Source organism: Streptomyces sp. NPDC001848 (assembly GCF_042891915.1).
Classification (GTDB): Bacteria; Actinomycetota; Actinomycetes; order Streptomycetales; family Streptomycetaceae; genus Streptomyces.
Genome location: NZ_JBIATP010000006.1, coordinates 436799 through 453866 on the forward strand (window position 1 = coordinate 436799; position 17068 = coordinate 453866).

The 17068-nt window shown below is 71.9% G+C and carries 13 protein-coding genes and 1 pseudogene; 3 read left to right on the forward strand and 11 right to left on the reverse strand.

The annotated features are described in order from the left end of the window. Window positions 1-71: 71 nt before the first annotated feature. Window positions 72-1609, reverse strand: a pseudogene (locus ACFYZJ_RS15455) (hypothetical protein). A 505-nt stretch (window positions 1610-2114) separates the two neighbouring features. Between ACFYZJ_RS15455 and ACFYZJ_RS15460 the strand changes: the two are divergent. Then, window positions 2115-2405 (forward strand): hypothetical protein, encoded by a 291-nt coding sequence (locus tag ACFYZJ_RS15460; protein ID WP_388567566.1) that lies wholly within the window; start codon window positions 2115-2117, stop codon window positions 2403-2405. A gap of 112 nt (window positions 2406-2517) precedes the next feature. Here ACFYZJ_RS15460 and ACFYZJ_RS15465 read toward each other — a convergent pair whose 3' ends face one another. The 4 genes from ACFYZJ_RS15465 to hppD all read right to left on the reverse strand — a co-directional run bounded on the left by ACFYZJ_RS15465 (window position 2518) and on the right by hppD (window position 7496). Continuing rightward, the gene (locus ACFYZJ_RS15465) at window positions 2518-3237 is read right to left on the reverse strand and encodes an RDD family protein (protein ID WP_388567569.1); all 720 of its coding nucleotides are present in this window, start codon (window positions 3235-3237) and stop codon (window positions 2518-2520) included. Window positions 3238-3291: 54 nt separating this feature from the next. Continuing rightward, window positions 3292-4686, reverse strand: coding sequence for an RDD family protein (locus tag ACFYZJ_RS15470; RefSeq protein WP_388567572.1), 1395 nt, complete (start codon window positions 4684-4686; stop codon window positions 3292-3294). A gap of 163 nt (window positions 4687-4849) precedes the next feature. Further along, window positions 4850-6256, reverse strand: coding sequence for an FAD-binding oxidoreductase (locus tag ACFYZJ_RS15475; protein ID WP_388567575.1), 1407 nt, complete (start codon window positions 6254-6256; stop codon window positions 4850-4852). 94 nt (window positions 6257-6350) lie between these two features. After that, window positions 6351-7496, reverse strand: a complete 1146-nt coding sequence (hppD, locus tag ACFYZJ_RS15480; protein ID WP_388567578.1) for a 4-hydroxyphenylpyruvate dioxygenase — start codon at window positions 7494-7496, stop codon at window positions 6351-6353. 122 nt (window positions 7497-7618) lie between these two features. On the opposite strand from hppD, the gene ACFYZJ_RS15485 reads away from it, so the two are divergent. Then, window positions 7619-8095 (forward strand): Lrp/AsnC family transcriptional regulator, encoded by a 477-nt coding sequence (locus ACFYZJ_RS15485; RefSeq protein ID WP_388567580.1) that lies wholly within the window; start codon window positions 7619-7621, stop codon window positions 8093-8095. Window positions 8096-8107: 12 nt separating this feature from the next. Here ACFYZJ_RS15485 and ACFYZJ_RS15490 read toward each other — a convergent pair whose 3' ends face one another. The 4 genes from ACFYZJ_RS15490 to ACFYZJ_RS15505 form a co-directional block, all read right to left on the reverse strand. Beyond that, a complete protein-coding gene (locus ACFYZJ_RS15490) occupies window positions 8108-9388 on the reverse strand; it encodes an MFS transporter (protein WP_388567583.1) in 1281 nt (426 codons plus the stop codon). Between the two features lie 260 nt (window positions 9389-9648). After that, window positions 9649-10440 (reverse strand): S16 family serine protease, encoded by a 792-nt coding sequence (locus ACFYZJ_RS15495; protein WP_388567585.1) that lies wholly within the window; start codon window positions 10438-10440, stop codon window positions 9649-9651. A gap of 121 nt (window positions 10441-10561) precedes the next feature. After that, on the reverse strand, window positions 10562-11671 hold the full coding sequence (gene menC / locus ACFYZJ_RS15500; RefSeq protein ID WP_388567588.1) for an o-succinylbenzoate synthase: 1110 nt from the start codon (window positions 11669-11671) through the stop codon (window positions 10562-10564). Next, entirely contained in the window at window positions 11668-12522 is an 855-nt protein-coding gene (locus ACFYZJ_RS15505; protein ID WP_388567591.1) for a chorismate synthase, read from the reverse strand. The genes menC and ACFYZJ_RS15505 overlap by 4 nt, the downstream gene beginning before the upstream one ends. Before the next feature lie 213 nt (window positions 12523-12735). Between ACFYZJ_RS15505 and ACFYZJ_RS15510 the strand changes: the two genes are divergently transcribed. Next, window positions 12736-14352, forward strand: a complete 1617-nt coding sequence (locus tag ACFYZJ_RS15510; protein ID WP_388567594.1) for a PucR family transcriptional regulator — start codon at window positions 12736-12738, stop codon at window positions 14350-14352. Here ACFYZJ_RS15510 and dapE read toward each other — a convergent pair. Beyond that, on the reverse strand, window positions 14309-15403 hold the full coding sequence (dapE, locus tag ACFYZJ_RS15515) for a succinyl-diaminopimelate desuccinylase (protein ID WP_388567597.1): 1095 nt from the start codon (window positions 15401-15403) through the stop codon (window positions 14309-14311). The two genes, ACFYZJ_RS15510 and dapE, sit on opposite strands and share 44 nt — an antisense overlap. Continuing rightward, on the reverse strand, window positions 15400-16860 hold the full coding sequence (locus tag ACFYZJ_RS15520) for an amino acid permease (protein WP_388567599.1): 1461 nt from the start codon (window positions 16858-16860) through the stop codon (window positions 15400-15402). Before ACFYZJ_RS15520 ends, dapE begins: the two co-directional genes overlap by 4 nt. Window positions 16861-17068 lie beyond the last annotated feature (208 nt).

Here is a 17068-nt window from a genome sequence, read left to right on the forward strand (position 1 = left end):
GACCCGCCAGAGGGTTGCGGCCGATCAAGCGCTGACCTGCGGAAACAATGTTCAGTTTGTGAGTATCCCCACTATGGGCGTGATCGTCCGGAGGCGTCCTGCTTCGACGGCAGCACCGCGACCGTCAATACGCTGCCGTCCCTCGTCTGCCGCAGCAGCTTGATCCTCGTCCCGGTGTCCGGCACCTTCACACCCGTGTACGGCGTCGCGGTGGAGTAGTACGTGCCCTTGTGGTCGTCGAGGACCGGGACGCCCGGCAGGCTCTTGATCTTCGTGACGACGCCGTTGGTGTGCAGGGTGATCGCGTCCGTCGGCTCCAGCGTGAACGTGGAGTCGAACGCCTGGATACGGCTGCGCATGTACGTACCGTCCGCCCACTTCAGCGGCGTCGCGTGCCCGTCGACCGGGAGGATCAGCCCCTCGCCCGGGTGCTCGCTGACGTTGTTGTCGGCCTGGGAGGTGTCCCACCGCCAGATCAGCAGACCGTTCCGGTACGGGAAGTGCTCGACCCAGTTCGGCTTGGTGCTCGTGAAGCCGAAGTTGTAGAGGCCGGTCTTCAGGGTCCTGTCGTACGACACGTACTGCCGGTTCTCCGCGATGCAGTACTGCGGGTAGTCGGCGCTGAAGGACGAACCCTTGATCGAGAAGCCGTCCGCCACCCAGTCCCCCGTGCCGTCCTCGGCGCCGTCGGCGAAGACGGTGGCGCCGTCGGCCGTGAGGGTGATGTCGTCCGCCCGGAAGCCCTTCTGGGCGACCCCGCTGTCGGTGGAGTACCGGAAGCGCAGCTTGATCTTCTGACCGGCGTAAGCGTCCAGCGGGTAGACCAGGTCGGCGTAGTCGTCGACGGTGCCGGTCAGCACGGGCTGATCGCTCGCGTCGCGCGGGAGGGCGGTGCCGTTGACCGTGCCGTCGAGGGGCTTGAAGGTGGCGCCGCCGTCGGTGGAGACCTCCGCGTACAGGAAGTCGTAGTTCTTCTCGATGTCGTAGGCGCCCTTGCGGGACAGCGTGGCCGACGTCCTGCCGGTGAGGTCGACGTCGCGGGTGAGCGTGTTGTTCAGGCTGTTGCCGCGACCGCTCCACCACTGGTGGGAGCCGCTCGCCGGGGCGCCGAGGTCCGTGGTGACGGTCTTCTTGGGCAGCGTGACGACAACGGCCTGCGGGTTCTCGGTGTTGTACTCCGAGTACCCGATCTTCTTCAGAGACCTGGTGCCGGCCGCCACGTTCTTGTGGTTCAGCCAGCCCAGCTGCAGCTTGTCCCAGGCGGAGAAGTCGCCGGGCGTGTCACCGCGTCGGTGCGCTCGCGGGCGAGTTCGACGTACTTGCCGCTGCTGAGCCGCACCACCTTCGAGGCGCCGCGGTCGGTGACCGAGGCCCTGCCGGACATGACCCGGTTGAGCGCCTCCTCGCGCTGAGCCTCCTGGGTCCTGCTCAGCGGTCCGTCGAAGTCGTGCTCCCGGCTCCCGACCGGCTGCGGGCCGTGTCGCTCCACGGTGGCCGCCAAGGTGTCGCGCTCGGGCTGGGCCGCGGCGGACGTCGCGAGGGTGGCGGTGGTCGCCGCGAGCGCCACGACCGTCGCGGCCGCCCGGAACGTCCAGGGTCTGCTGGTCACTTGATGTCCTCCCCGACGCGCCCGAGCGCGCGGAAAGGATGGCTGGTGAGCATGGCGAGATCCGCGCGCCGGTGTACGCGTGTGTCAAGTGACGACATTTGACCGGAGGTTTAACAGAAAAGGCAGATATTGACTTGAACAGGCCAAGTACATTAACAGAATGGGAGGTTTTCTATACCAACGGGCACGAACAGATACGAGCGGCATACTCCCCCGTCAACCGGCGCGCGCACGTGTCCAGTTGCTGGAACGCATGACTCCGTGCGCCCCTTGTGCTTCGGCACCGTGGGTTAGGTCACGCTTACCAGCCGTTCCGCTCGGGCATGGAGGCGAATAGGGTCGACGGGTGGAGCGCCGGAATGACAGCGGTTTGCCCTGTCGACACCGTTGCCATTGCCGCAATTCCGTGGCTGTACGTCCACACGCCCTACCTCTGTCCGCAGTTGTCCGCATCCTCCCCCATTACGAGAGGCACGGGGGGAGTCCCCCACCCCGAGGAATGGCCATGCCTCGTCCGAACGCCGCACAGCTCGCCTACGGTTCCTGCACCGTGATCTTCTCCACCCTCGCCATGCTGCTGCTGTCACAGACGAGTTCGGGCCTGGGGATCGCCGTGATCGCCCTGGCGGCGCTCGCACTCGGGCTGCTCGTCGCGGTGACGGTACCGCTGCCGAAGTCCGCACCGGCCGCCGCCGGGCGGCCCGCCACGCGGCAGCACGCCCCGGCGGGGCGCCCTGCGGCGTCGCTCGCGTCCACCGCGGCCGCCGAGCCGGTCCGCGAGACGGCGAATCCCTGAGCCGACCGCGCGTACGCACGACTGAACAGGCAACGTCACAGGGAGCACTCGCAACCGGCGGGCCCGCGCTGCGCGGACCCGCCGGTTCGTGCGTACGCCACCGCCCTCCCGCTCAGCCCACCGTGCTGACCTCCACCGTCCTGGCCGCCTTGTCGTGCAGCCCCTGCTTGTAGGGCCGGTCGAAGAAGCTCCACCCACCGCAGATCGCGGTCCACACACAGGCACAGCAGAACGCGAACGGCAGCCACAGCACCGCGGCGCGGATCAGGGACGCCTGGAGGGAGGGGTTCGAGCCGTCGTCGAGGTTGGCCACACGCATGTTCAGCAGCCTCTTGCCGTATGTCTGCCCGGTTCTGCTGATGAGGATCGCGTCGTAGGCCGTGTAGAGCACCGCGGCGATCACGGACTGGCCGAGGGACTTGCCGGTGTCGACCTTGGTGGCCTCGACGTCGTACTGGAGGGTGTGGAACGCCCAGGACAGCAGCCAGACGACGATGCCGACGAGGATCATGTCGATGATCCGCGCGAGGACGCGCTTGCCGCTGTCGGCGAGCGGGGGCATACCGGCGAGGGGGTCGGTGCTGCCGTCGTAGGGACCGCCTGGCCCGTACGGGCCGCCGCCAGGGGGGCCGTCACCGCCGTACGGGCCGCCGCCTTCGCCGTACGGACCGCCGCTGTCGTAGGGGCCCCCGCCGTGGGCCGGGGGTGTGCCGTACGGGGGGCTACCGCCGGGTGGTTCACCGCCGGGCGGGGGCTGGCCGTGGCGCGGCTCACCGCCGTGCGCGGACACCGGGGCGTCTCCTCGGCCGGGGGGTGGCGGTTCGGTGCTCATGGCCCGAGTCGACCGCGAACCCTCCGACTCCGCATCCCTACAGGTCCGTCCGGGTCAGCCGGCCACGAACGTGCGGGCCGCCTTGTCGTGCCAGCACTGGCGCCACGGGCGGTCGAACACGCACCACAGGACGCCGACCACACCCACGACGAGCACGCCCGGGACGCTGTAGACCAGCCAGCGGCGCAGGGCCTGGCCGAAGGTCGGGGGCTCGTGGGCCTCGATGTCCCGTACCTCGAGACCGCACAGCTTCTTGCCCAGCGTGCGTCCCCACTTGACGTTCGGCAGCACCTCGTAGAGGACCCCGGAACCCAGCAGCACGGCGAGCACGATCGCGAGGTAGACCGATGTCGTGCCGTCGAGCAGCCAGACCGTGACGGTCTGCCCGGACAGCTTCGCCGCGTCGATCTTGGCGTTGATGTGGTCGATCGCCTTGGTGCCCAGCGGTACCGCGGCCACGCCCGTGACCGCCGCCAGGACCAGGGTGTCGAGCAGCCGCGCGGCCAGCCGCTTGCCGAGTCCCGCAGGCCGGGCCGCCGCCTGCGCCCGGGCGGCCGCCTGGAACGGGTCCTCCACCGGCGGCTTCCAGGGTGCGACGGGCCGGTCGCCCTCGGGGCCCGGGCTCGCCAACTGGTGCACCTGCTGCGCCCAGGAGGGCTGGCCGCCGCCGGGGCCGCTGGTCATGGGCGTGGCGACCGGCGCGGCGGACTGCTGCGGGGTCGGACCCGCCGCGGGAGCCGCAGGAGCCGCGGGCGCCGGGACGGACGGCTGCTGCGGGGGCGGTGCGGGGCTCGCGGCGTCCGGGTCCAGGCCCAGCGCCTGGCGGGCCGCCGCCTGGGCGTTCGTCGGGCGCGCGGCGCCGGGCTGCACCGCGCCGGAGCCGGTGCCGGAACCGGCCGCCGCCGTGCCTCCGCCCTGCTCCCCCGTGCGCTGGGAGACCCCGCGGAACTTCATGGTGCCCTCGGCGGGGGCGGGTTCGTCGGTACCGGCGGTGCCCTCCGGGCGCGACGAACGGCGCAGCGCCGTCGTGCCGGGCGAGCCCGGGGAGGCCTCGGGCCCCGAGTCGGCGGCCGGCAGCCGAGGGTCCGCGGCCTGCGCGGCGCCCCAGGACACCCGGCGGTCCTGCTCGCCGCCGAAGCCGGACTGCTGGGAGCGGTCGGCACCCCAGGCCGGGGCGGGCTCCGGGTGGCTGTCGGCCTGGGCGCCGCGACCGGGTTCGTCGACCGGGTCCTCGTCGAAGAAGTGCGGCCCGGTCTCCTCCACCGAGGGCTGCGCGGGGCGCGCGCCCGCCGGCGGGGAGAGCGGCTCGCCGTCGGTGGGAGCCGGCCGACTGGTGCCCGGGACCCAGGAGACCCCGTTCCAGTACCGGACATATCCAGGAATGGAGGGGTCCGGGTAGTAGCCTTCGCGGGGCCTGTCGTCGCCGGGTGCCGGGGTTGGGGCGCTCATGTCCGTCGTCCCGTATCTGCTCGGGGGGTCGTGTGAGGCTCCACATCTATCAGAAGTGTGCAGGCGGCATTGCCGGTCCGCCGGTACCCACCCCTTTCCGGGCGATACCGTGCACGCCCTTCACACGCCCGGAACACACCCCGAAAGAAGTGGGCCGAACGGGTCAGAACAGCTTGCCGGGGTTGAGGATGCCCAGCGGGTCGAAGACCTGTTTGACGGCCCGCTGCATCTCCACGCCGACCGGGCCGATCTCGCGCGCCAGCCACTCCTTCTTCAGGACGCCGACGCCGTGCTCGCCGGTGATCGTGCCGCCGAGTCGCAGGCCGAGGGCCATGATCTCGTCGAAGGACTCGCGGGCGCGCCGCGACTCGTCGGGGTCCCGCGCGTCGAAGCAGACGACGGGATGGGTGTTGCCGTCGCCGGCGTGCGCGCACACCCCGATGGTGAGCTGGTACTTCTCGGCGATGCGCTCGGTGCCCTCGATCATCTCGCCGAGCTTGGAGCGCGGTACGCACACGTCGTCGATCATCGTCGTGCCGGTGACCGCCTCCAGCGCCGGCAGCGACAACCGCCGTGCCTGCAAGAGCAGTTCGGACTCGGCCGCGTCGTCGGCCGGTACCACCTGGGTGGCGCCCGCGGCCTCGCACAGCGCGCCGACGGCGGCGAGGTCGGCGGCGGGGTCCGGGGTGTCGAAGGCGGCGAGGAGCAGGGCTTCGGTGCTCTCGGGAAGGCCCATGTGGGCGAGGGCGTTGACGGCCTTCACCGTCGTACGGTCCATCAGTTCCAGCAGGGACGGCACATGGCCCCCGGCCATGATCCGGCACACGGCGTCGCAGGCGGCTGCCGCGGAGGCGAACTCGGCTGCCAGGACGAGTTGCCGGGGCGGCTGCGGCTTCAGCGCGAGGATCGCCCGTACGACGATGCCGAGGGAGCCCTCGGAGCCGACGAAGAGCCGGGTGAGGTCGTAGCCGGCGACGCCCTTGGCGGTACGGCGGCCGGTGGACATCAGGCGTCCGTCGGCGAGGACGACGTCGAGGCCGAGGACGTACTCGGCCGTCACCCCGTACTTCACGCAGCACAGGCCGCCGGAGGCGGTGCCGATGTTGCCGCCGATGGTGCACATCTCCCAGCTGGAGGGGTCCGGCGGGTAGTACAGGCCGTGTTCGTTCACCGCGCGGGACAGCGTGGCGTTGACGACGCCGGGTTCGACGACGGCGATGCGGTCGACCGGGTCGATCTCCAGGATGCGGTCCATCTTGGTGAGCGACAGCACGATGCAGCCGTCGGAGGCGTTGGCCGCGCCCGACAGGCCGGTGCGGGCGCCCTGGGGGACGACCGGGACGCGCAGTTCGGTGGCGGTCCGCATGACGTGCTGGACCTCTTCGACGGTACGCGGCAGCACGACCACGGCCGGGGTGCCGGCCGCGCAGAAGCTCGCCATGTCGTTGGCGTACGAGGCCGTGACGTCGGGGTCGGCCAGGACGGCCTCGGCCGGCAGGCCGGCCCTGAGGCGGTCGAGGAGGTTGCCGGTGACTTCGTCGCGCGGGGCTTCGATACGGCTCATGATCACAGCGTGACACCGGGGGGCGGCGGTGGGAAGTCCACAGCGTCCCTGGAGGAGCGTCGGCGGCCGGCGCTCCTCCAGGGGCGGCGCGCAGGAGGGCCTACAGGTTGCCGCGCTTGGCCTGCTCCCGCTCGATCGCCTCGAACAGGGCCTTGAAGTTGCCCTTGCCGAAGCCCATCGAGCCGTGGCGCTCGATGATCTCGAAGAAGACCGTCGGGCGGTCCTGGACCGGCTTGGTGAAGATCTGCAGCAGATAGCCGTCCTCGTCGCGGTCGGCGAGGATCTTCAGCTCGCGCAGGGTCTCGATGGGCACGCGGGTGTCGCCGACCCACTCGCCGAGGGTGTCGTAGTACGAGTCCGGGGTGTCGAGGAACTCGACGCCGGCCGCCCGCATGGTGCGCACCGTCCGCACGATGTCGTTGGTGTTGAGCGCGATGTGCTGGACGCCGGGGCCGCCGTAGAACTCCAGGTACTCGTCGATCTGGGACTTCTTCTTGGCGATGGCGGGCTCGTTGATCGGGAACTTGACCTTGAGCGTGCCGTCGGCGACGACCTTGGACATCAGGGCGCTGTACTCGGTGGCGATGTCGTCGCCCACGAACTCCTTCATGTTCGTGAAGCCCATGACCTTGTTGTAGAACTCGACCCATTCGTTCATGCGGCCGAGTTCCACGTTGCCGACGCAGTGGTCGATGGCCTGGAAGGTGCGGTGGGCGGGCGGCTCGACGATCGGGTCGGCGGCGACGTAGCCGGGCAGGTAGGGGCCGTCGTAGCCGGAGCGCTCGACCAGGGTGTGGCGGGTCTCGCCGTAGGTGGCGATCGCGGCGAGGACGACGGTGCCGTGCTCGTCCTTCAGTTCGTACGGCTCGGCCAGGGAGCGGGCGCCGTGTTCGAGGGCGTACGCGTAGGCGGCGCGGGCGTCGGGGACCTCGATGGCGAGGTCGATCACGCCGTCGCCGTGCTCGGCCACGTGCTGGGCGAGGAAGTGGCCCCAGGTGGTGGTGGGCTTGATGACGGAGGTGAGGACGAAACGGGCGGAGCCGTTCTCCAGGACGTAACTGGCGGTCTCGCGGCTGCCGTTCTCCGGTCCGGAGTACGCCACGAGCCGCATGCCGAAGGCGGTGGAGTAGTAGTGCGCGGCCTGCTTGGCGTTGCCGACGGCGAAGACGACCGCGTCCATTCCCTTCACCGGGAAGGGGTCGGCCTCGCGCGCGGTGTCAGGGGCGTGGTGTGTGGTCTGCGTCATAGCGGCAGCGTCGCCCGGCTTCGCAAGGTGCGCAATAGTTTGCTTTCCGGCTGGGCAATCTGCTCAGTGAATAGCCCGCATCGCCGGGCGTTCTGTACAGGATGACCATCGGGGAGCATGGCATGGCGATCGATCATCTGGACGCCCGGCTCATCGTGCTGCTGGCCCGGGAGCCGCGCATCGGGGTGCTGGAGATGTCCCGGCGGCTCGGTGTGGCGCGCGGCACGGTCCAGGCGCGCCTGGACCGGCTGCAGGCCAACGGAGTGATCCGCGGCTTCGGCCCGGAGGTGGACCCCGCGGCGCTCGGTTACCCGGTCACGGCGTTCGCGACCTTGCAGATCCGCCAGGGCCAGGGCGCGGACGTGCGGGCCCATCTGGCGACGGTCCCGGAGGTCCTGGAACTGCACACGACGACGGGCAGCGGTGACATGCTGTGCCGCCTGGTGGCCCGCTCGAACGCGGACCTGCAACGGGTGATCGACCGGGTGGTCGGCTTCGAGGGCATCGTCCGCGCCTCCACCGCGATCGTGATGGAGAACGCGGTACCGCTGCGGATCATCCCGTTGGTGGAGCAGGCGGCGCAGGACCGGGAGGGCTGATGAGCGGCGCGTTCAGGCGCCGCTCCCGGCCGGATCCGCCGTGGCGCGGAGCACCGGGTCGTTGCGCAGCCGTACGAAGGTGACGAGCAGGGTCACGGCCTGCAGTACGGCGCACCCCCCGATGACGTCGGTCAGGTACGGCGGCGGGGTGACGGCCAGCAGGATGCCCGCCACGGGGAAGGGCAGCAGCAGGAGCAGGATGGTCAGGGAGAGTGTCGTGCCGAAGGCCGCGGGCGGGATGATCAGCGAGCGCAGGGTGCGCAGGACCACGGTGAGTCCTCCGTCGGCGGCCATGAAGAGGGCCACGAGGGCCGTGTAGCCGAGGTAGGAGGGGGCCTGCGGCACGGCGAGGCAGGCGGCGGACGCCACGGTTGCACTGATCACGCCGACCCCCCACAGGCCCAGCCGGTCGAGGGCGAACCGGCAGCAGGTGACCGCGACCAGCGTGGCGGCGGCGGCGACCGACCAGAGCGTGCCGACGGCGGCCGGGGACCGGCCGAAGTGGCCCTCCACGAGGACGGGGCCGGCCGACTGCAGCAGGCCGAGCGCCAGGTTCGAGCAGGCGAGGCCGGCCACGAGCCGTCGCAGGGAGGGCAGGGAACGCAGCGTCCGCCATCCTTCCCGCATGCCTCCGCGGCGTCCCGGTCCGCCCTGGCGCGCCGCACGCAGGGGTGTGGGCGGGGTCTGCAGGGCGAGGCCGGCGGACAGGAAGGACAGCACGCTCAGACACGCGAGCATGCGGGTCGGCCCGGTCAGGAGCAGGACGCCGCCGAGGGCCGGACCGACGAGGGTGGCCGTCTGGTCGATGCCGATCAGCACCGGCTGCACCTTGTGGGACCGTCCCTCGATACGGCGGCCGGCGATGGCGCCCACCGCCTCGTTGGCGATGAAGCTGAACTGGGTGAGGGCACCGGTCACGGCGGCCAGTGCCATGACGGTGGCGGTCTCGGCCGTTCCCCGCGGCAGCATCACCAGCACGACAGCGGCGCCCGCCACCAGCAGGGCGCGGGTGAGCGAGGCGAGGAAGCACACGATCGCCGCGCCGCAGCGGTCCACCAGATCACCGGCGAAGCCGAAGGCGGCGACCCGGGGGATCCACTCCAGCGCGAAGGCCAGGCCGGTCAGGGACGCGGAGCCGGTGGTTGCCAGCACGACGAGCGGCATGGCGTAGGTGGCCATGGAGTAGGCGAGCGCGTCGCAGGCGCGCGGTGCGTAGACCCGCCGGAACAAACTGCCCGTGGGCACTGCGGCGTGCCGGCCGGCCGGCTGGATCTCGTACAGGGAGACGGTCACGAAGTGAGGGGGCTTTCGGTGAGCGGATGCACGGACGGAGGGCCGGAGCGTTCTCCGCCGCTCACGCGGACGAGGGCACTTCCGAGCATTCCGGTCATAGGCATGACACAGCACTGGGTCACGTGGAACTCCGCTCGAAACGGGAGCCGAAGACAGGAAAAACCGCGCCGGCAGGCCTTGTTGAGCCCTTAACTACGGCGCGGTAACAAGATAGCGGAAGAGATCGCTCCAGCAGAGCCCTCGGGCCGAGGTTCCGTCGGCTAGCAACTCGGGACCGAACTCCTGCCCTTCTCCAGGGACATGAGGGCGTCGATGGCGCTCCTCAGGGTGGTCACCGGGACCAGGCGCAGCCCCTTGGGCAGTTCCGCCTTCGCGTCGGCGCACTCCGCCCTCGGGACCAGGAAGACCGTCGCACCGTCGCGCTTGGCGGCCTGGGTCTTGAGAGCCACACCGCCCACCGGGCCGACCTGGCCGGAGGAGTCGATCGTGCCCGTACCGGCGATCGTACGGCCGCCCGTGAGGTCGCCGCCCGCGCCGTCGCCGCCCAGCTTGTCGATGATCCCGAGGGTGAACAGCAGCCCCGCGCTGGGGCCGCCGACGTCCGCGAGCTTCAGCGTGACCTTGACGTTCTTGTCGCTGAGGTGCAGATACGACAGGGCCGCCCGGGTGGCCGCGTCCTGGGACTGCTTCATCTGCTCGGTGTTGTGCTGCTCGATCTGCTTGACGGTGCTGCCGCTCGGGTAGACCGCGTCACGCGGCAGCACCGCGCGGTCGGTGCGGAACCAGCCGTCCACCACGTCACCGAGTGAGACCTGGGCGTCGGGGCCCGTCGCCTCGATCGTCGTCATCCGCAGCTGGCCCGTCGTCCTCCGGGTGGGCGCCCCGCTGATCGTGATCACGGCGGTGCCCTTGTTCTCGCCGAGGACGTTCGCCGTCATACCGGGCTGCGCCACGGCGAACGGCAGCGGCGCGAAGACCGCCGTGGCGAGCAGGGCCACGACGGGCAGGGCGCAGACGGTGACGGCCTTGGGGCGGGAGAGACGAGAGAGCACGGGATCAATCTAACGCGACGGCCACTTCTGGCCAGGTGGCGGTCGGCGGCCAGGGCCCGGCCGGGTTCCGGCCGGACCGCTGCCGGATCGGGCCCCGGCCGGGACCCCCGCAAGGCCCCGCTCAGGCGGTGTAGAGGTCAGCCCTCCCCGTGGTGAAGCGCCGTAGCGCGTCCGGCAGCGGTTCCACGCCGATCCCGGGGGCCGACGGGACCGGCAGGTGGCCGTCCTCGAGGACGAACGGCTCGGTGATGTCCTCCGCGAAGTAGCGGGCCGACGCCGAGGTGTCGCCCGGGAGCGTGAAGCCGGGCAGCGCCGCCAGGGCGAGGTTCGGTGCGCGGCCGATGCCCGTCTCCAACATGCCGCCGCACCACACCGGCACCCCGTGCGCGTGCGCCACGTCGTGCACGCGCCGGGCCTCCAGGTAGCCGCCGACCCGTGCGGGCTTGACGTTCACCACGCGGCAGGCGTCCATGGCGATCGCGGAGGCGGCGTCCCGGGCGTTGTGCAGGGACTCGTCCAGGCAGACGGGGGTCGCCAGGCGCCGCTGGAGCCGGGCGTGGGCGTGCAGGTTGTTCTCGTCCAGCGGCTCCTCGATCAGCAGCAGCCCGAACTCGTCCAGCCGCCGCAGGTGCTCCGCGTCGGCGAGCGTGTATGCCGTGTTCGCGTCGACCTGGAGCGGCAGCGCGTCCCCGAACCGCTCGCGCACCGCCCGTACGGGCTCCAGGTCCCACCCCGGCTCGATCTTCAGCTTGATGCGGACGTAGCCCTCGGCCAGGTAGCGCTCGACATCGTCCAGCAGCTCGGGCACGGAGTCCTTGATGCCGACCGACACCCCGGCCGGCACCCGGTCCCGTACCGCCCCCAGGTAGGTCGCGAGCGCCATGCCGTGCGCCCGCAGCTCGGCGTCCAGGACCGCGGTCTCCAGTGCCGCCTTGGCCAGCTCGTGCCCCTTGAAGCGGGCCATGGCCGGGGCGAGCGCGGCCGTCGTCAGCCGCGGCAGGGCGGCGGCGCACGGCAGCAGGAAGTCCCGCAGCACGATCTCGGCCCCGGCGACGAACTCGGAGCAGTACCGCGGCTCGGGGTCGGCCGCGAACTCCGACCAGCCCTCGGCGGCGTCCGTGACCACGTGCAGCAGGAAGGTGTCCTTCGTGGTCATGGTCCCGAAGGAGGTGCGGAAGGGGGTCACGAGCGGGATCGCCACATGGACGATCTCGACGCGTTCGAGCTTCATGCCGGGGATTCCTCCTCGCGGGTGAGCGTTCGGCTGAGCGTGTACCAGCCGTCCCGGGACATGCCCGTGGCCGTGAACCCCTCGGCGAAGGCCGAGGTGAGGACGTCTCTGACGGCGTGCCGCCAGCGCAGGGCGAGGGCGGGGTCGGCGGCGCGCAGGGTGACGATGTCGTCCGGTACGCGGCACCACAGCTGCCGGTCGTCGCGGGAGCGGCGGGCGAGCGGGGTCCCGTCGGGGGCCTGGTGGGTGACGGGTGCGGCACCGCGGTCGCCGGTCTCGCGCCACTGCCGGGGCGCTGTGAGATCCCAGGTGACCGTGAGCCGGTCGCTCTCGTCGCCCTCGTTCACGCCGTCGGCCATCCGGCCGTAGAAGTCGACCAGGTACTCGGTGCCCGTCGCGCCCAGCTTGACCAGGTTGAAGCGGGCGTTGCGGCCGACCAGCGGGTCGAAGGTCCAGCGCAGGGTGCGGGCGCCGCGCTCCAGCAGCCAGGCCCGCTGCACCTGCTTGACGGCGTACCCGACGCCCCGGTCGGCCGCCGCCACCAGGGAGTACGCCTCCGCGGTCGCCGGTGGCCCGAAGACGGCCACGCAGGCCCCCGCGAGCCGGTCGCCGTCGACCGTGTACGCGCCGTGCACGGCGCCGCCCGCGTGGACCAGGCTGTGCAGCACCTCGGCCGGGTACGGCGGGGCGCTCTTGGGGGTCTGCCACACGTCGCTGAAGAAGTCGGTCACGGCGGCTAGGCCGACCACGTCGTGCACGGTGCGCACGTGCACGCCGGCGGCACGGCCGGCGGCTTCGGCGAGCCGCGCGGCCTGCTCGCGGGCGGCCGGCTGGTCCGTCTCTGCTGTCATGGGTCGAGTTTCCCGAGGGCGTGGCCCTCCCCACGTTGTGCGGGAGGCCAAAGCATGCCTAGGTTCCTGAGGAGATCCTCCAAACGGGACCGGCCGAAACCGAGTCCCCAAAGCCGGATCCCAAGCCGGAACCGGATCCGCAAGCCGGATGCCCAACCGGATGCCCAAGCCGGATGCCCAACCGGATGCCCGAACACAGAAGCGAAGGACCCCATGGACGCCTGTACCCTCGGCGACCTGCTGGACGTCGTCGGCGAGCCCTCCGTCCGGCTGCACACCGCGCCCGCCGGACTGACCGCGCCGGTCACCGAGGCGCTGCTGTACGACGCCCACGCTCCGCTTCCCCGCGCGCCGGGCGCGCTGCTGCTCGCGGTGGGCGTGCGGGCCCCGGCCGCCGGGCCGCTGGCACGAGCGGCCGCGGACGCCGGGATGACGGGGCTGGTCGTACGGGGCGCGGACGGACCCGTCGGCGAGGCGGAGTCCGCGGGCCTCGCGCTGCTGTCCGTGGACGAGGACGCCGCCTGGCACCAGGTGCACCTGCTGCTGGCGTCGGCGATCGCGGCACGTCCGGCGGCCGGAGGCGGGGGCGACGCGCGCGGGGAACTGTTCGCGCTGGCCGACGCGGTGGCGGCGGCCGTCGGCGGGGCCACCGCGATCGAGGACCCACGGCAGCGGATCCTCGCCTACTCGACGGTTCCGGGACAGGCCACGGACGAGGACCGCCGCCAGGGCATCCTCGGGCTCCAGGTGCCGGGGAGCCCTGCGAACACCGAGCAGTACCGGACTGTCTTCGCGGCCCCCGGCCCGGTGCGGCTCCCGGCGCTGGCGGGCGCGCTGCCCCGGCTCGCCGTCGCCGTCCGCGCGGGTGGGGAGACCCTCGGTTCGCTCTGGGTGGTGGACGACGGCCGGCTCGCGCCCGACGCCGAGGCGGCGCTGGTGCGGGGCGCGTCCACGGCGGCGCTGCTCCTGCTGCGGGCGCGCGCCGCGCAGGAGCTGGCCCGGCACCAGGACGGCGATCTGCTGCGCCGCCTGCTGGAGGGCACCGCCGACCCGGCCGCCGCGGCGCACCGGCTGGGCCTGGAGGCCGTACGGGTGGCGGCGTTCGTGGTGGACTCCCCGGTCTCCGCGCCGGACGGCGAGCAGACCGCACTGCGGCTGCTGGACCTCGTACGCCTCCAGTGCGAGGCGCGCTACGGGCGCCACGCGTGCGTGCTCGTCGACGGGGTCGTGTACGCGCTGCTTCCGGCCGGCGCCGAGCGCGGCGGAGGCCGTGAGCCGCAGGCTGCGGCGCTCCGGAAGCGCACTCATGAGCAGCGCCATCTGCGCCTGGCGGAGGACATCGTGCGGCGGGCCGGTCAGGCGCTGCGGGTGCCGGTGCGGGCCGGTCTCGGCGAGGTCGTCGCCTCGCTCGACGAGGTGCCGGCCTCCCGGGACGACGCGGACCTCGTCCTGCGGGTGATCGGGCCGGACCTCCCGGTGGCGTCGGCGGCCGAGGTGCGGCCCCGCCTCACCCTGCTACGCTTGTCCGAAGTGCTCCGCGAGCGGCACGAGTTGAGCGCGGGCGCGTGGCAGGAGGTCCTCGCACACGACGCGGAGCACGGCACCGAGTACGCCCGCACCCTGCTCGCCTGGTTCGAGGCCGGCTGCGACATGGCGGGCGCGGCGAAGCTGCTCGCGGTGCACCCGAACACCTGCCGCTACCGCCTCAGGCAGGCCCAGCAGCACATCGGGATCGCCCTGGACGATCCCGACGAACGGCTGGTGCTGTGGCTGCTGTTGAGGACGCTCACGGAGTCGGGGCGGACCTCGGCGCGTGCCTCGGCGCGGTGAGCCAGTCCCGCAGCCGGCTCTCGCACTCCCGCAGCTGCGCCAGGGGCACGTACTCCCCCGCCGAGTGCGCCAGCGTCGGATCCCCGGGCCCGTAGTTGAGCGCCGGCGTGCCGAGCCCGGCGAAGCGGGCGACATCCGTCCAGCCGAGTTTGGGGCGGGGTGTGACGCCGAGCGCGCGGACGAGCGAGGTGACCGCCTCCTGGCCGAGACCGGGCAGGGCGCCCGGGACGACCTCGGTGATGTCGACGTCGTACTCCGGGAACAGGTTCCGGATGAACGCCTGCGCCTCTTCGGCCGAACGGCTCGGCGCGAAGCGGAAGTCGACGGTGATGACACACTCGTCCGGTACGACGTTGCCGGCGACCCCGGCCCGTACCGCGACCGCGTTCAGGCCCTCCCGGTACTCCAGCCCGTCGATGACGACGCGGTCGGCGGTGTGGTCGGCCAGCCGCTGCAGCACGGGGGCCGCCCGGTGCGCGGCGTTGACCCCCTTCCACGACCGAGCCGTGTGCGCCCGCTCGCCGCGTACCGTGATGTCGGCGGTCAGCACCCCCTGGCAGCCTGCCTCGACCCCGGCGTCCGACGGCTCCATCAGGATCGCGATGCTCGCCTTCAGCAGGTCGGGCCGCTCGGTGGCGATGCGGTGCAGGCCGTTGCGGTCGCCCTCCACCTCCTCGCACTCGTAGAAGACGTACGTGACGTCGACCGCCGGTGCGGTGACGGTGGCGGCGAGCCGCAGGGCGACGGCGATGCCGCCCTTCATGTCGCAGGCGCCGAGACCGTACAGGCGGTCGCCGTCCGTCGTCGACGGCAGGTTCCCGGCGGCGGGAACGGTGTCCAGGTGGCCGGCGACCACGACCCGTTCGGGGTGGCCGAGGCCGGTGCGGGCGACGACGGAGTTGCCGAGGCGCTCGACGGTGAGGTGCGCAAGGGTCCCGAGAGCCGCCTCGACGGTGTCCGCGATCCGCGCCTCGTCGCCGCTCTCGGAAGGGATGTCGACCAGGGCACGGGTGAGGGTGACGACGTCGGCGGTGAGGTCGGGGGAGGTCATGCCGCTCCCTGGGTCTCGGGCGCCTGGTTGAGCTTCGAGTGCTTGATGCCGTACAGCCGGTAGATCACCAGCCCGGCCGCCATCCAGGTGGCGAACGCGATCCAGGTGTCCGTGCCGAGGCTGAACAGCATGTAGACGCAGAAGCCCATGCCGAGGACCGGCGTCACCGGGGAGAAGGGCACCCGGAAGGAGCGGGCCGCGTCGGGATTGCGGTGGCGCAGCAGGACGACGGCCAGGTTGACCAGCATGAAGGCGAAGAGCGTGCCGATGCTGGTGGCGTCGGCCAGGCTGCCCAGCGGGACCAGGGCGGCGAGCACGGCGATGAACACCGAGACGATCACGGTGTTGGCCCGGGGCACGCCCGAGGCGGAGTGCACCTTGGAGAACAGCGGCGGTACGAGGCCGTCCCGGGACATGGCGAACAGGATGCGGATCTGGCCGTACTGAACGGTGAGCACCACGCTGGTGGTGGCGACGACCGCGCCGACGGACAGGAGGACCGGCCACAGGTTGCCGCCGCCGACCGACCGCACGAGCACCTCGCTGAGCGTGGCCTCCGTCCCCGCGAACTGCCGCCACGGCATGGCGCCGAGCGCGGCCACGGCGACGAGCACGTACAGGGCGGTGACCAGCACGAGCGAGAGGATGATCGCGCGGGGCAGGTCGCGTTGCGGGTCGCGCGCCTCCTCACCGGCGGTCGAGGCCGCGTCGAACCCGATGTAGGAGAAGAACAGCGAGGCCGCGCCCGCACTCATGCCGGCGGTGCCGAGCGGGAAGAGCGGCTGGAAGTTGCCGGCACGGAAGGCGGTGAAGGCGACCGCGCAGAACATCACCAGCGCGGCGATCTTCACGGCGACCATGACGGTGTTGGCGACCGCGCTCTCCTTGGCGCCGCGCAACAGCACCACCATGGCGAGGATCACGATGAGTGCGGCCGGGATGTTGAGGGTGCCGCCGGCGCCGGGCGGGGCGCTGAGCGAATCGGGCAGAGTGACGCCGATGGTGAGCTGGAGCAGCTCGTTGACGTACTGCCCCCAGCCGACGGCGACCGCCGCGACCGACACCCCGTACTCCAGGATCAGACACCAGCCGCACACCCAGGCGACCAGCTCGCCCATCGTCGCGTACGCGTAGCTGTACGAGGAGCCGGAGCCGGGGATCATGCCGGCCAGTTCGGCGTACGACAGCGCGGAGAAGAGAGCGGTCACCCCGGCGAGCACAAAGGAGATGACGATCGCCGGGCCGGCCTGGGGCACGGCCTGACCGAGTACGACGAAGATGCCCGTACCGAGGGTGGCGCCCACGCTGAGCAGCGTGAGCTGCCCAACGCCCATGGTCCGCCGCAGCGGGCTGCCGCCGGCCTCGGCGACGAGCGCGCCCACAGGCTGCCGACGGGTCAACCGCCTTCCGAAACCACCGTGTCGGCCGGTAACCGGCCGTGTCCGTACCGTCTCCACCGCGCTTGCTCCCTCCACCACTGGGGCTGTTCAGGCCCCTGATGATGCGGAGGGAACAGCGAGCGGCGGTGAGAGGACGGGCCAAAGGTACGGGTGGGCGTTTGGCCGGTCGGCTAAAGCCCAAGGCCATGAAGTTACGGGTGGGGTCGTGGCCGCAAGTGGGGTCTGATCTGGAAAGACGCCGGACGTGAGAAGCGGAGCCCCGGTA